Source organism: Streptomyces albospinus, assembly GCF_014648695.1.
Taxonomy (GTDB): domain Bacteria; phylum Actinomycetota; class Actinomycetes; order Streptomycetales; family Streptomycetaceae; genus Streptomyces; species Streptomyces albospinus.
This window is the reverse complement of sequence record NZ_BMRP01000001.1, coordinates 346,798-360,976: the sequence shown is the minus strand read 5'-3', so window position 1 is coordinate 360,976 and position 14,179 is coordinate 346,798. Positions and strand designations below refer to the sequence as shown.

The 14,179-nt window shown below is 69.9% G+C and carries 13 protein-coding genes; all 13 read right to left on the bottom strand.

Translation table 11 applies throughout. From position 1 onward, the window contains the following. Positions 1 to 18: 18 nt before the first annotated feature. A complete protein-coding gene (atpE, locus tag IEZ17_RS01825) occupies positions 19 to 288 on the bottom strand; it encodes an ATP synthase F0 subunit C (RefSeq protein ID WP_189295580.1) in 270 nt (89 codons plus the stop codon). A gap of 75 nt (positions 289 to 363) precedes the next feature. Beyond that, positions 364 to 1,158 carry a F0F1 ATP synthase subunit A gene (gene atpB, locus IEZ17_RS01820; RefSeq protein WP_189296200.1) on the bottom strand — a complete coding sequence of 265 codons (795 nt, stop codon included), beginning with the start codon at positions 1,156 to 1,158 and terminating at the stop codon, positions 364 to 366. Between the two features lie 279 nt (positions 1,159 to 1,437). Then, positions 1,438 to 1,875, bottom strand: coding sequence for a Cg1360 family ATP-synthase-associated protein (locus tag IEZ17_RS01815; RefSeq protein ID WP_189295578.1), 438 nt, complete (start codon positions 1,873 to 1,875; stop codon positions 1,438 to 1,440). Between the two features lie 287 nt (positions 1,876 to 2,162). Continuing rightward, a complete protein-coding gene (locus IEZ17_RS01810; protein WP_189295576.1) occupies positions 2,163 to 3,500 on the bottom strand; it encodes an MraY family glycosyltransferase in 1,338 nt (445 codons plus the stop codon). 98 nt (positions 3,501 to 3,598) lie between these two features. Further along, positions 3,599 to 4,972 (bottom strand): serine hydroxymethyltransferase, encoded by a 1,374-nt coding sequence (gene glyA, locus IEZ17_RS01805; RefSeq protein ID WP_189295574.1) that lies wholly within the window; start codon positions 4,970 to 4,972, stop codon positions 3,599 to 3,601. Positions 4,973 to 5,156: 184 nt separating this feature from the next. Next, positions 5,157 to 5,858: an arsenate reductase/protein-tyrosine-phosphatase family protein gene (locus IEZ17_RS01800; RefSeq protein ID WP_373299712.1), complete on the bottom strand. Its 702-nt coding sequence runs from the start codon at positions 5,856 to 5,858 to the stop codon at positions 5,157 to 5,159. Next, entirely contained in the window at positions 5,855 to 6,502 is a 648-nt protein-coding gene (locus IEZ17_RS01795; protein WP_159508052.1) for an L-threonylcarbamoyladenylate synthase, read from the bottom strand. The genes IEZ17_RS01800 and IEZ17_RS01795 overlap by 4 nt, the downstream gene beginning before the upstream one ends. 70 nt (positions 6,503 to 6,572) lie before the next feature. Then, positions 6,573 to 7,454: a peptide chain release factor N(5)-glutamine methyltransferase gene (prmC, locus tag IEZ17_RS01790; RefSeq protein WP_189295572.1), complete on the bottom strand. Its 882-nt coding sequence runs from the start codon at positions 7,452 to 7,454 to the stop codon at positions 6,573 to 6,575. A gap of 35 nt (positions 7,455 to 7,489) precedes the next feature. After that, positions 7,490 to 8,569: a peptide chain release factor 1 gene (gene prfA / locus IEZ17_RS01785; protein ID WP_189295570.1), complete on the bottom strand. Its 1,080-nt coding sequence runs from the start codon at positions 8,567 to 8,569 to the stop codon at positions 7,490 to 7,492. Between the two features lie 168 nt (positions 8,570 to 8,737). After that, positions 8,738 to 8,962, bottom strand: coding sequence for a 50S ribosomal protein L31 (rpmE, locus tag IEZ17_RS01780; protein ID WP_030065532.1), 225 nt, complete (start codon positions 8,960 to 8,962; stop codon positions 8,738 to 8,740). 165 nt (positions 8,963 to 9,127) lie between these two features. Continuing rightward, positions 9,128 to 10,252: an LCP family protein gene (locus IEZ17_RS01775; protein ID WP_189295568.1), complete on the bottom strand. Its 1,125-nt coding sequence runs from the start codon at positions 10,250 to 10,252 to the stop codon at positions 9,128 to 9,130. Positions 10,253 to 10,635: 383 nt separating this feature from the next. Beyond that, positions 10,636 to 12,639 (bottom strand): transcription termination factor Rho, encoded by a 2,004-nt coding sequence (rho, locus tag IEZ17_RS01770; protein WP_189295566.1) that lies wholly within the window; start codon positions 12,637 to 12,639, stop codon positions 10,636 to 10,638. Between the two features lie 375 nt (positions 12,640 to 13,014). Then, positions 13,015 to 13,932, bottom strand: a complete 918-nt coding sequence (thrB, locus tag IEZ17_RS01765) for a homoserine kinase (protein ID WP_189295564.1) — start codon at positions 13,930 to 13,932, stop codon at positions 13,015 to 13,017. Positions 13,933 to 14,179 lie beyond the last annotated feature (247 nt).

Sequence of the window (14,179 nt, the reverse complement as noted above, 5' to 3'; positions counted from 1 at the left end):
ATAGTCGATGAGTTTCGTTTACTTGTAAACGAAGCCCATGACGATGCCGATCAGGGCGAGAGCCTCACAGAAGGCGAAACCCATGATCTGGTTGGTGCGGATCAGGCCGGCGGCCTCGGGCTGGCGGGCCAGGGCCTGGGTGCCGTTACCGAAGATGATGCCGACGCCGACGCCGGGGCCGATGGCGGCGAGGCCGTAACCGATCGAGGCGACGTTGCCGACGACCGTGGTCTTCGCGTTGTCACCGGCGGCGGCGAGGTGGTTGACCATCTCGAGAGCAGCGGACATGCCGTTACTTCCTTCTCGTTTCACGTACCGGTGGGGGTTGGCCACCGGACAGCTGTTGGGCGGGAGGCGGGGTGCTCAGTGGTGCTCGGCGAGCGCGCCCTGGACGTAGTTGCAGGCCAGAAGGACGAAGACGTACGCCTGGACGGCCTGGATGAACAGCTCGAACGCCGTCATCAGAAGGGTCATGATGAACGAGGCGCCGGCGTAGACGAAGCCGATCCCGTTCAGCAGGTACCAGCTGGCGATGGTGAACATCAGGATCAGCAGGTGGCCGGCGAACATGTTGGCGAAGAGCCGGACCGCGTGGGTGAAGGGCCGGATGATCAGGTTCGAGAAGAGCTCGATGACCATGAGCAGCGGCAGGACCCAGCCGAGCGACTTGTCGTAGCCGGTGAAGTTCTTGAAGGCGCCGACGAAGCCGTGCTTCTTGAAGGTGAGGAAGACCCACAGGATGTAGACGATCGCCGCCAGTCCGGCGGGGAAGGCGATCACCGACGTCACCGGGAAGGAGGCGACGGGGATGATCGACCAGATGTTCATCATCCACACGAAGAAGAACAGCGAGACCATGAAGGGGACGTACTTGTCGCCCTCCTTCTTCCCCAGCGCGTCGTAAACGAGCCCGCGGCGCACGAAGTCGTAGCCCGCCTCGCCGATCATCTGGAGCTTTCCGGGAACCACCTTCGCCCGGCCGAATGCAGCCCAGAAGAACCACACCACAACGACCGTGCTGAGCAGGGCCAGCAGCATCGGCTTGTTGAACTCGAAGCCGCCGACGGTGAAGAGCGGCTCGAAGACGAAGTTATGAAGCCCGGGAGCATCAAAGCCGCACCCGGAAAAGATGTGGCAATCGGTCTCGACGGCGAGCATCGTTTCAGCACTCACCGCGAGCTCCTTCAGCGTGGCGCATGGGTACGGCAACCTCGTTGTGTCGGCGCGGCGTTGAGCCACGGAGCGGCACTGGACTGGTCTTACGGATTTGGGGGCGGCTGGTCGGCGCGGGGCCGGACCGGATCACAGGCATCGGCCGCGAGAACTGCCCGTTCCATCGCGTGGAATCTGGGAGCTCAGCCGCCTGCGCCATCTGCGCCGCAGTTGGCACCGGACGATAGCAGGCCCGCATGAGGCCATTTATCTCGGCCCTACGGGTCACGTCGGCGACCCCGCCGTCTCCGCCTTCTTGGCGTCTGCGGAGTCGGGGTCCACGTACAGAATCTTCGCCTTCATATGGCCGCGGGTCTGCGCCGCGATCCATACGAGGGTGGCTGCGAGCAGGGTGAACGCAAATGCCTTGGTGTCGAAGAGCGTTGTGTCCTTGAAGGCGATGAGGAACACCGCCACGAACAGGATCTGCACCGTGTACAGCAGCAGGCCCATCATCTGGAACAGCTGCGGAAGCTTCTTCGCGGTCTGTTGCAGGACAACGAGTCCGGCGCCCATCACCAGCACCACCAGCACGGTGCCGACGACGGCGCCGATCGCTCCCGTCGCGCCCGCGACCGCACCGCTCACGGCAGCGGCGATCGCGCCGGTGGCGAGGGTCGGCACAACGGCGTGAAGGAGAAGTCGGGCGTCATTCGACTGCATGGCGGCGCTCCGGCAAAGGGTGGGGGTGGTGTCGTCAGGGACGAGCGTAGACCCGGCCTGAGGGAGAACCTGAGGCCAAAGGGCCGTCGCACTACGGTCCTTCGGCTCTGTCGCCGGGTTTCGTGAACGGTATCACAAACTATTTGATGAGGTCTTTACCTGGTTCGTGTGGACCCTGTCACACCTGAGCGTGAACCTGCGCGTTGGTGCACTGACGGCCGACGGAATGCCTGGTATGGGGTCAACCGCCCCGATTTCCTCCGCACGTTCAGGCGATGGAGCGCCACTCAGCGATGACTCCCCGCCTTCCGGCGGTCCACGAAGCGTGACCGGTCGCCGATCGCGGTGGCGCCGTTGATGCCCGGCGGAATCACCGGCCGCCGCTCCTCCGACGGCGCCTCCGCGGACTCCCCGCCGGCCGTCGCGAGGGCCGCCGCCGGCTCGCTCACGACCCGGCGGTAGCGCGGCGGAACCATCCGCTCCGCCCAGCGCGGGGCGCGCGGCGTGAAGCGCGGGAGCAGGAGGAGCACCAGGCCGACCGCGCTGAGCAGCACGATGCCCAGGACGATCCACATGCTGGCGTCGTTCGCCGAGTAGGCCACCGCACCGAACGCGATCAGCGCCGACCAGAAGTACATGATCAGCACCGCGCGGCTGTGCGAATGACCGATCTCCAGCAGCCGGTGGTGCAGGTGCCCGCGGTCCGCGGCGAACGGCGACTGGCCCTTCCAGGTCCGCCGCACAATGGCCAGAATCAGATCCGCGACCGGCACCGCGATGATCGTCAGCGGGAGCAGCAGCGGGATGTAGACCGGCACCATCGCGTGGGTCGCCTCACGCAGACCGCCCGCCTTCTGGTTGAGCAGGTCCGGGTCGACCTGGCCGGTCACCGAGACCGCGCCGGCGGCCATCACCAGGCCGATCAGCATCGAGCCGGAGTCGCCCATGAAGATCCGCGCCGGGTGCATGTTGTGCGGCAGGAAGCCCAGGCACATGCCCATCAGGACGACCGAGAACAGGGTGGCGGGCGCCGCCGCCTCGATGCCGTAACCGAACCAGAGCCGGTACGTGTACATGAAGAACGCGGCCGCGGCGATGCAGACCATGCCGGACGCCAGGCCGTCCAGGCCGTCCACGAAGTTCACCGCGTTGATGGTGATGACGACCAGCGCGACGGTCAGCAGGGTGCCCTGCATGGGCGTCAGCGCGACCGTGCCGATGCCGGGGATCGGGAGGTACAGGATCGTCAGGCCCTGGAGGACCATCACACCCGCGGCGATCATCTGGCCGCCGAGCTTGACCAGGGCGTCCACGCCCCACTTGTCGTCCAGCACGCCGAGGATCCAGATCAGCGCGGCGCCCGACAGCAGCGCCTGCGGCTCATTGGTCTCGAAGACGCTCTTGAGGTTGGCCAGATGCGCGGCGACCAGCAGCCCCGCGCACAGCCCGCCGAACATCGCGATACCGCCGAGCCGCGGTGTCGGCTCGCGGTGCACATCGCGCGCGCGGATCTCCGGCATCGCACCGGCCGCGATCGCGAACTTCCGTACCGGCCCGGTCAGCAGGTAGGTCACCGCGGCCGTGACGCACAGCGTCAGCAGGTATTCACGCACGGGCTGCCCCATAGAGATAGCTGGCCATCACAGCCACACACCTTATGCGTGTCAGCCCCCTGGCCGTGAATACAGGCAAGGACGCACCCGGCCCGCGAATGGTTCCCGAGTCAGTCCTGATCCGGATAAGGCGGGAAGCGGTGCACCAGAGAGGCGGTCCCGGCGCGGGCCTCGCGGTCCTCCCGCAGCGCCGCCCCGATCAGCTCCGCGATCCGGTGCATCTCGGGCTCGCCCATCCCCTGGGTCGTCACCGCGGCGGTGCCCAGCCGGATCCCGGTCGGGCGCGCCCCGCGCTTCCCGGGAGCCTCGGCGCACGGCAGCGCGCAGGTGTCCAGCACGATCCCGGCGGCGGCCAGCCGGCCCCGGGCGGTGCGCGCGTCCACCCCGAGCGGGGCGGAGTCCGCGGTGATCAGGTGGGTGTCGGTGCCGCCGGTGGTGATCGCCAGGCCCTGGCCGGCCAGCGCGGCGGCGAGTGTGCGGGCGTTGGCGGTCACCTGATGGGCGTACGCGCCGAACGCGGGCGTGGCCGCCTCGGCGAAGGCGACGGCCTTGGCTGCGACCGCGTTCATCTGTGCACCCCCTTGGGTGAACGGGAACACCGCGCGGTCGATCCGCTCGGCCAGCCGCGCCCCGCACAGGATCATTCCGCCGCGCGGTCCGCGCAGCACCTTGTGGGTGGTGGCGCACACCACATCGGCGTACGGGACCGGGCTGGGCGCCGCGCCGCCCGCGACGAGCCCCATCGGGTGCGCCACATCGGCGATCAGATACGCGCCGGTCTCGTCGGCGATGTCGCGGAACGCGGCGTAGTCGATGTGCCGGGGATAGGAAATCGAGCCGCAGACAATGGCTTTGGGCCGCCGCTCGCGGGCCAGCGCGCGGATCGCGTCGTAATCGAGCAGTCCGGTCTCCTCGTCGACGCCGTAACCGGCGAAGTCGAACCACCGGCCGGAGAAGTTGGCGGGCGATCCGTGGGTGAGGTGCCCGCCGTGCGGCAGGGACATGGCCAGGACGGTGTCTCCGGGGCGCAGCAGGGCGGCGTAGGCGGCCAGTACGGCCGAAGACCCGGAGTGGGCCTGGACGTTGGCGTGTTCGGCGCCGAAAAGGGCCTTGGCGCGTTCCACCGCGATCCGCTCGGCGAGGTCGACGATCTCGCAGCCGCCGTGGTGCCGGGCGCCCGGATAGCCCTCGGCGTATTTGTTGCCCAACGGGGAGCCGAGGGCGGCGAGTACGGCGGTCGACGTGAAGTTCTCCGCGGCGATCAGCTGGAGCCCGTCGCGCTGTCGGGCGCTCTCCCCCAGCAGCACGCCGGCGATCTCCGGGTCCTGCCGCAGCAGCGCCGCGAAGTCCGGCGAGCCGGGCGGCCGGGTGACCGCGTCCCGGGCCGCGGCCCGCGCCCGGTCCTCGATGGTCTCGGCCGGTCCGGCGGCCTGGGCACGGCCGGCCGGGGACTGGCTGCGGGGTGACGCGGTGGTCGCGGGCATCGCTGACTCCGGGCCTCGTACGGGGACCAGGGCACGCCTCACGTGCCCCTGGGCCGGTCCGGCCCTGATCCACCGGGCAGGCCCTAATCCCAATGTAGGCGCGGCTCAGCGATCGGGCGCGGTGTGCAGGCCATCGGGGGCCCGGCCCCGGCCCCGGGCCCGCCAAGGGGCTTCCAGGGGCGTTCTAGGCGGGTGCCGGGACCCCGGTGAGGGCGGTGACGACCGGGTCGAGGGCCTGGTTGATCTCGTCGCCGATGGAGCGGAAGAAGGTGATGGGGGCGCCGTAGGGGTCGTAGACCTCGTCGGACTCCGGGTTGGGCGCCAGCAGCCAGCCGCGCAGCGCGGCGGCGGCGCCCACCAGCGCGCGGGCGCGCTCGACCAGCCCTCCATCGGGGAGCTCCGGGTCGGTCGCCGGGAGCGTGGCGGGGTCTATGGCCCGTACCAGCCGGTTGAACTCCTTGAGCGTGAAGGTCCGCAGCCCGGCGGAGTGGCCCATGGAGATGACCTGGGCGCGATGGTCGCGGGTCGCGGTCAGCACCAGGTCGGCCCGGATGACGTGCTCGTCGAGCAGCTCGCGGCCGATGAAGCCGGCCGGGTCCGCGCCGTAGTCGGCGAGCACGGTCGCGGCGTGCGCCTCCATGGGGGCGCCTTCATGGCCCCAGGTGCCCGCGCTCTCCACGAGCAGCCCGCAGCCCCGGCCGTCGCCGAGCCGCTCCTCCAGGGCGTGCCGGTGCAGCCGCTCGGTGATCGGCGAGCGGCAGACGTTGCCGGTGCTGACGTGGAGGATCCGGAACGTGGTGGATCCGGGCGAGGGGGACGAGAGGGCCGGGGAGGGGAAGGTGTCGTCGCCTGGTCCCGCTATGCCACGCCCCAGGGGCGGCATCAATTCGCCACCTCGAGCTCGGGTACCACCTTGCGCAGCTCCTCCGCGCTGATCGCGCCTGCGCGCAGCAGCACCGGGACCGGGCCGGTGACGTCCACGATCGAGGACGGCACCGCGGCGGGCGTCGGGCCGCCGTCCAGGTAGACGGAGACCGAGTCGCCCAGCATCTCCTGGGCGGCGTCGCAGTCCTGCGGGGAGGGGTGGCCGGTGAGGTTGGCGCTGGAGACCGCCATCGGGCCGAATTCGTTGAGCAGCTCGATGGCGACGGGGTGCAGCGGCATCCGCACCGCGACCGTGCCGCGGGTCTCGCCCAGGTCCCAGGTCAGCGACGGCTGGTGCTTGGCGACGAGGGTGAGCGCGCCCGGCCAGAAGGCGTCGACCAGTTCCCACGCCTGCTCGGAGAACTCGGTGACGAGCCCGTGCAGGGTGTTGGGCGACCCGACCAGGACCGGCGAGGGCATCCCCCGACCGCGGCCCTTGGCCTCCAGCAGATCACCGACGGCCTCGGCACTGAAGGCGTCCGCGCCGACACCGTAGACGGTGTCGGTCGGCAGCACGACCAGCTCGCCGCGGCGGACGGCCGAGGCGGCCTCACGCAGACCGGTCGCGCGGTCGGTCGCGTCGCTGCAGTCGTATCGCCGTGCCATTACGGGACCTCCTCGTGCGGAACGAATACTTCGGATGCATCGGATGCATCAGGCGCGGTGACGGGGCGCGTCATGGCGTCGCCCGGCGCGCGGTGGCGAATCGGGGCCTGTTGTTGAGGTCGGGGTGGTCGGCCGCGTCGGCCCAGCCCCGCTCCTCGGTGAAGATCCACGGCACCTGCCCGCCCTGGGTGTCGGCATGCTCGATGACGACGACGCCGCCGGGCCGCAGCAGCCGGTGGGCGGTCCGCTCGATGCCGCGGATGGTGTCGAGGCCGTCCTCGCCCGAGAACAGCGCCAGCTCCGGGTCGTGGTCGCGGGCCTCGGGGGCGACGTACTCCCACTCGGTCAGCGGGATGTACGGCGGGTTGGAGACGACCAGGTCGACCTGCCCGTCGAGTTCGGGAAGCGCGGTCAGCGCGTCGCCGTGATGCAGAACGACGCGGGACCCCTCGACGTTCTTGCGGGCGTAGTGCAGCGCCTCCTCGGACAGCTCCACGGCGTGCACCCGGGACCGCGGCACCTCCTGCGCGAGGGCCAGGGCGATGGCGCCCGAGCCGGTGCACAGATCGACGATCAGCGGCTCGACGACGTCCATGGCGCGCACCGCGTCTATGGCCCAGCCGACCACCGACTCGGTCTCCGGGCGGGGGACGAACACCCCTGGCCCGACGGCGAGTTCGAGGTAGCGGAAGAAGGCCCGGCCGGTGATGTGCTGGAGCGGTTCACGCGCCTCGCGGCGGGCGATCGCCTCCCAGTAGCGGGCGTCGAAGTCCGCGTCGGGGACGGTGTGCAGCTGGCTGCGCTTGACGCCGTGCACATGCGCGGCCAGTTCCTCGGCGTCGAAGCGCGGTGAGGGCACACCGGCGTCGGCCAGCCGCTGGGTGGCCTGGGCCACCTCCGCGAGCAGCAACGATCGGGAGCTCGGGGGGCGCCCCCCGGAATCGTGCGGCACTGGTCCTCCAGCCGGTATGTACTGGTCTTGCGGTCTTACTGGGCGGCGGCGAGCTTGGCCGCCGAGTCGGCGTCCACGCACGCCTGGATGACCGGGTCGAGCTCGCCGTCGAGCACCTGGTCCAAGTTGTACGCCTTGAACCCCACCCGGTGGTCCGAAATGCGGTTCTCCGGGAAGTTGTACGTCCGGATGCGCTCCGAGCGGTCGACCGTGCGCACCTGGCTGCGCCGGGCGTCCGACGCCTCCCGCTCGGCCGCTTCCTGGGCCGCGGCCAGCAGCCGCGAACGCAGGATGCGCATCGCCTGCTCCTTGTTCTGGAGCTGGCTCTTCTCGTTCTGGCAGGAGACGACGATGCCGGTGGGCAGGTGCGTGATCCGGACCGCGGAGTCGGTGGTGTTGACGGACTGGCCGCCGGGCCCGGAGGAGCGGTAGACGTCGATCCGCAGGTCGTTGGCCTGGATCTCGACCTCGACCTCCTCGGCCTCGGGCGTCACCAGCACACCGGCAGCGGAGGTGTGGATCCGGCCCTGCGACTCGGTGGCCGGCACCCGCTGGACGCGGTGCACCCCGCCCTCGTACTTCAGCCGCGCCCAGACGCCCTGCCCCGGCTCGGTGGCACCGCCGCCGCCCTTGGTCTTCACCGCGACCTGGACGTCCTTGTAGCCGCCGAGGTCGGACTCGTTGGCGTCCAGGATCTCGGTCTTCCAGCCGACCCGCTCCGCGTACCGCAGGTACATCCGCAGCAGGTCGCCGGCGAACAGCGCGGACTCCTCGCCGCCCTCACCCGCCTTGACCTCCAGGATGACGTCCTTGTCGTCGCTGGGGTCGCGCGGGACGAGCAGCAGCCGCAGCTTCTCGGTGAGCTCCTCGCGGCGGACGTCCAGCTCCTTGACCTCGTCGGCGAAGTCCGGGTCGTCCGCGGCCAGTTCCCGAGCGGTCTCGATGTCGTCGCCGGTCTGCTTCCAGACGCGGTACGTCGTGATGATCGGGGTCAGCTCGGAGTAGCGCTTGTTGAGCCGCATGGCCTCGCGCTGGTCCGCGTGGACCGCCGGGTCGGCCAGCCGCTTTTCGAGATCGGCGTGCTCGCCGACCAGTTCCTCGACCGCCTCGAACATCGTGTGTTCCTCTGCTGACTGCTGATGTGGCTTCCCGGGGCCGCTGCGCCCCGCTGCCGCTGCGCGGCGGACCGTTCCCCGCCGGGGAGGCGGAGGGTACGGACGACAAAGACGCCGGTCCGGTCCCCCCTGTCCGGGGGCGACCGGAGACCGGCGCCTTGCGGGTCGCTACTTCTTGGCGGCCGCGGCGGACTTGCCGAAGCGGGCCTCGAAGCGGGCCACACGGCCGCCCGTGTCCATGATCTTCTGCTTGCCCGTGTAGAACGGGTGGCACTCGGAGCAGATGTCGGCGCGGATGCTGCCGCCGGCGACGGTGCTACGGGTGGTGAACGACGCGCCACAGGTGCAGCTGACCTGGGTCTCGACGTACTCCGGGTGGATGTCGCGCTTCAAGGGATTCTCCTAGGTTCGGGAGTGCACCGGGTCGTGTTGCGGAATTGCGTCACGTGAACCGGGGCCGACGGTCCAGTCTGCCAGGACTGGCCGTATCTCCCAAAACCGGGGTGCGGACGCAACTATTCCCCCGGTGGTACGGCGGTCGGGACGCGGGTCGGGCGGCTACTTCACGTAGTTGCTCGTACCGCCCTTGTCACCCGCCGAGCCCTTGATCGCCGACTTCGGGATGTCCTGGTCGCGCCGCAGCGCGTCCCAGACCAGCTGCCCCTGCTTGGTCAGCGGCAGCACCCGGGAGGGGTTGATCGGGTCGTACTCCACCGGCAGCGTCACCATGTCGATGCGGTCGGAGGTGATCCCGCCGAGGGTCTTGGCGAGCCCGGTGAGCTGGGGGACCGAGTTGAGGTCGGTGTCGGTGGTGATGGCCTTGGTGGCGGTGTCGGCGATGTTGTAGAGCTTGGTCGGGTTGGACAGCACGCCGACGTTCCTGACCTGGTTCATCAGGGCCTTGATGAAGGTCTGCTGGAGCTGGATGCGACCCAGGTCGCTGCCGTCGCCCCCGGGGACGCCGTGCCGGGTGCGGACCAGGCCGAGCGCGTCCTCGCCGTTGAGGGTGTGCTTGCCGGGCTGGAGGTGCAGATGGCTGTAGCGGTCGTTGATGGGCTTGGTGGTGGTGATGTCCACCCCGCCCAGCGCGTCGATCAGTTTCTTGAAGCCGGTGAAGTCGACCTCGATGAAGTGGTCCATGCGGATCCCGCTCATCGACTCGACGGTCTTGACGGCGCAGGCCGGGCCGCCGACCTCGAAGGCGGTGTTGAACATCGCCCGCCGCTCCTCGGGGACGGTCTTGCCGTCCTTGGTGCAGCTGGGCCGGGTGACCAGGGTGTCCCGGGGGATGCTGACGACGCTGGCCTTCTGGTGGCCCTTGAAGACGTGCACGACCATCGCGGTGTCCGAGCGGGCGCCGCCCTCGTCCTTGCCGTACTCGCCGTTCTTGCCGGCCCGTGAGTCGGAGCCCATGACCAGGATGTCCATCGAGCCGTTGTCGACGTTCTTCGGCCGGTCCTGGCCGAGGGCCGCGTTGATGTCGACGCCCTTGAGGTTGCCGTTGAGCTTGAAGTAGACGTAGCCCAGCCCGGCGCCGCCGAGCAGGACCGCGCCGACCAGCGCGCACAGCGTGATCGTCAGGGCCCGGCGGCGCCGGGTCGGACCCTTGCGCCGGCGGCCGGTGGCACGTATGCCGCGTCCGCGGCCCTCGGCCGCCTGCGCGCTCCCGTTGCTGTCCGCCATCTGCTCCTCAGTCCTTGTTTCCCTCGGCTGCCCCTCGCCGTCAACCCGTGGTCACGGGTGAGTGCCTATTCAGACGGGAGGTTGACCGGAAGGGTTGCACAGGGCGTTATGAGCTCCTTCTTAGAAAATCGCCCTGCGCCGACGTGCGTCATGGGACTTTCGCCCCTCTCACCTGCACTTTCGTCCTGTGATCCAGCTTTGCCCGAACTGTGTGCGCGGTACGAACCTGTGCGGAAGGTCTCAAGGGGGACAGCTCGCCGTGCGGCACGGCTCACACGCCGCACCGCACCGCGGGGACGCCGTAAAAAACACCAGCCCCCCTCACCGGTGCGGCGAGGGGGGCTGGTGTCTGTCGTACTTGCGGCGCCTACGGCCGGCGGGCGTCAGTCGTTGCCGTTGCCCGCGGTCGGCGTCGTCTTCTGGATCTGGAGCAGGAACTCCGCGTTGGACTTGGTCTGCTTCATCTTGTCCAGCAGCAGCTCGATGGCCTGCTGCTGGTCCAGCGCGTGCAGCACCCGGCGCAGCTTCCAGACGATGGCCAGCTCGTCGCTGCCCATCAGGATCTCCTCCTTGCGGGTGCTGGACGCGTCCACGTCCACCGCCGGGAAGATGCGCTTGTCGGAGAGCTTGCGGTCGAGCTTGAGCTCCAGGTTGCCGGTGCCCTTGAACTCCTCGAAGATCACCTCGTCCATCCGCGAGCCGGTCTCGACCAGCGCGGTGGCCAGGATGGTCAGCGAACCGCCGTCCTCGATGTTGCGCGCGGCACCGAAGAAGCGCTTCGGCGGGTAGAGCGCGGTCGAGTCGACACCACCGGACAGGATGCGGCCGGAGGCGGGCGCCGCGAGGTTGTACGCGCGGCCCAGGCGGGTGATGGAGTCCAGCAGGACGACCACGTCGTGGCCCAGCTCGACGAGTCGCTTGGCGCGCTCGATGGCCAGCTCGGCGACGGTGGTGTGGTCCTCGGCCGGGCGGTCGAAGGTCGAGGAGATGACCTCGCCCTTGACCGACCGCTGCATGTCGGTGACCTCTTCGGGACGCTCGTCGACGAGGACGACCATCAGGTGGCACTCGGGGTTGTTGCGGGTGATCGAGTTGGCGATCGCCTGCATGATCATGGTCTTGCCGGTCTTCGGCGGGGCCACGATCAGCCCTCGCTGGCCCTTGCCGATCGGGGTGACCAGGTCGATGATCCGGGTCGTCAGCCCGCCCGACTCGCCCTCCAGGCGCAGCCGCTCCTGCGGGTAAAGGGGCGTCAGCTTGCCGAACTCCGGCCGCTGGCGGCCCTGTTCGGGCGCCATGCTGTTGACCGTGTCGAGCCGCACCAGCGCGTTGAACTTCTCACGCCGCTCGCCGTCCTTGGGCTGGCGGACCGCACCGGTGACGTGGTCGCCCTTGCGCAGGCCGTTCTTGCGGACCTGGGCGAGCGAGACGTACACGTCGTTCGGGCCGGGCAGGTAGCCGGAGGTCCGGATGAACGCGTAGTTGTCGAGGATGTCGAGGATGCCCGCGACCGGGATGAGCACGTCGTCCTCGGACACCTGCGGCTCGTTGCCGAAGTCGTCGCGGCCACGGCGGCCACGGCGGTCACGGTAACGGCCGCGGCGACCGCGCCGGCCGCCCTCGAAGTCGTCGTCCTCGTCGGGCCGGCGGTCGCGCTGGCGGCCACCGCCCTGGCCCTGGCCGCCGTCGCCGGCGTCGGTCTTGCGGCGCTCCCCGCGGTCGCGGTCACGCTGACGGCGGTCGCCCTTCTGCCCGCGGTCCTGGCGGTCGCCGCGGTCCTGCCGCTCGCCGCTCTTGGCGGGCCGGCCCTCGCCGGCCTCCTGCGGGACCGTCGCGGTCTCGGTCCTGACCTCGGCCTTGACCTCGGTCTTGACGTCGCCCGCGAGGGCGGTCTCCGGGCTGCCCGCGGCGGCGGTGGCGCGGCGCCGGCGGCGCTCGCCGGCCGGCTGCTCGTCGCTGACAGGCTGGCCCGGGATGTCGATCTGCTGCTGGGCCCCGGCCTTGTCCGCGGCCTTGTCCGCCCTGGCGGGCTTCTCGGCCTTGGCGGCCGGCTCGGCACCGTCCTCGCCGGTGCGCGCCTTGGAGGTCGTACGGCGCTTGGGCTTGGTCTCGGTGTCGGCGGCGGGCGCGTCGGCCTTGGCGGCGGTTCCCGTGCCGCCGGCCTGCCTCTCCTTGATGACCTCGATCAGCTGGCTCTTGCGCATCCGCGCGGTGCCCTTGATGCCGAGGCCGGAGGCAACCTGCTGAAGCTCAGCCAGGACCATGCCGTCGAGGCCGGTGCCGGAACGGCGGCGCCGCGTGGTAGCAGGCGCGGCGGGAGCGTCCGTGGCGGGCGTGGTGGCACTGCCATCGGTGCGCGCGCCCATCAGATCGGTGGTGTCGCTCACGAAGGGTCCTTCCCTGGAGCGGGCGTCGGCCTGTCTGGCTCGGCGACCGGTTGTGCTGTCCGGCTGGGTCCTTAGGTCTTGCGGACCGGGCCGGGGCGGTGGTCCCGCCGGATACGGCGGAAAGATCAGTTCATGGCTCCGGCGTGAAGATATGCGGTGTGGCTCTGTTTCGTCACGCCGATTCCGGAGCGTGCTCACTTCTGCTCAGGCCATTGCTCCAAGCAGTTTGGGAGGCTCCCGGAAGAAAGTGGTCCCGAAGGGGGACACGAAGCACCGCGCCACACTGGCGTCGAGTACTGACTTGAGGTTAACACTACCGGATCCAACAAACATTCCCCCTCTCAAAGACCGGCAATCGTCGATCACTGGTCGTGATCACCCGGCGAGCGGCAGCACACACGTACCGGCCGCGTCGAGGGTCAGCCGGTTGGCCGCCCACCCCTCTCCCGCCAGTGCCGCGACCTTGTCGGCCGCCGCGTCCTCGACCAGCGCGAGCACCGTCGGGCCCGCACCGGAGATGACTGCGGGGACGCCGTCCGCGCGCAGTCGGTTCACCAGGGCCACGCTCTCCGGCATCGCGGGGGCGCGGTATTCCTGGTGAAGTCGGTCCTCGGTCGCGGCCAGCAGCAGCTCGGGGCGCCTGGTCAGGGCCTCGACGAGCAGTGCGGCGCGGCCGGCGTTCGCCGCGGCGTCCACATGCGGGACGGTGCGCGGCAGCAGTCCGCGGGCGGTCTCGGTGAGCACCGGCTTGCCGGGCACGAAGACCACCGGAACGATGGAATCGGCGGGATCCATCCGGATCGCACGGGCGGTTCCGGTGTCCATCCAGGCGAGTGTGAAGCCGCCGAGCAGGCACGCGGCGACGTTGTCGGGGTGGCCCTCGATCTCGTTGGCCAGTTCCAGCAGCGCGGCGTCGTCGAGCTTCTGCTCGCCGCCTATGGTCACGGCGCGGGCGGCGACGATACCGGCGCAGATGGCGGCCGAGGAGGAGCCGAGGCCGCGGCCGTGCGGAATGCGGTTGGCGCAGACGATTTCCAGTCCGCGCGGCTGCCCGCCGAGCAGGTCGAAGGCGGTGCGCATGGACCGTACGAGCAGGTGGCTCTCGTCGCGCGGAAGGGTGTCGGCCCCCTCACCGGCGATGTCGACGTGCAGCCCGGAGTCGGCGACACGTACGACGACATCGTCGTACAGGCCCAGGGAAAGACCCAGGGCATCGAAGCCGGGACCGAGATTGGCGCTGGTAGCGGGGGTGCGCACCCGGACGGCGGCGGCGCGGAACGCGGGACCGGCCATCGCTCGATGACTCTCCTTGATTGATGCTGCGGTACTGACCCGGAGCACGGCGCCGCGGCACCGAGGTGCCCGGACGGCTCGTGGGGTCTGTTCTGACCTGCCCTGCACACCACTGCGTTATGCCGTGGGGAGGGGAGTTGGGTGCCAGCCTATCGAAGGAAGGTTCTGTCGCGACATAGGGCGCACAGGAGGCGCACGATGCGTGTCGCGCGCTTTCCTGTGCCCCTGGCCTGGCTTTGCAGGCTTT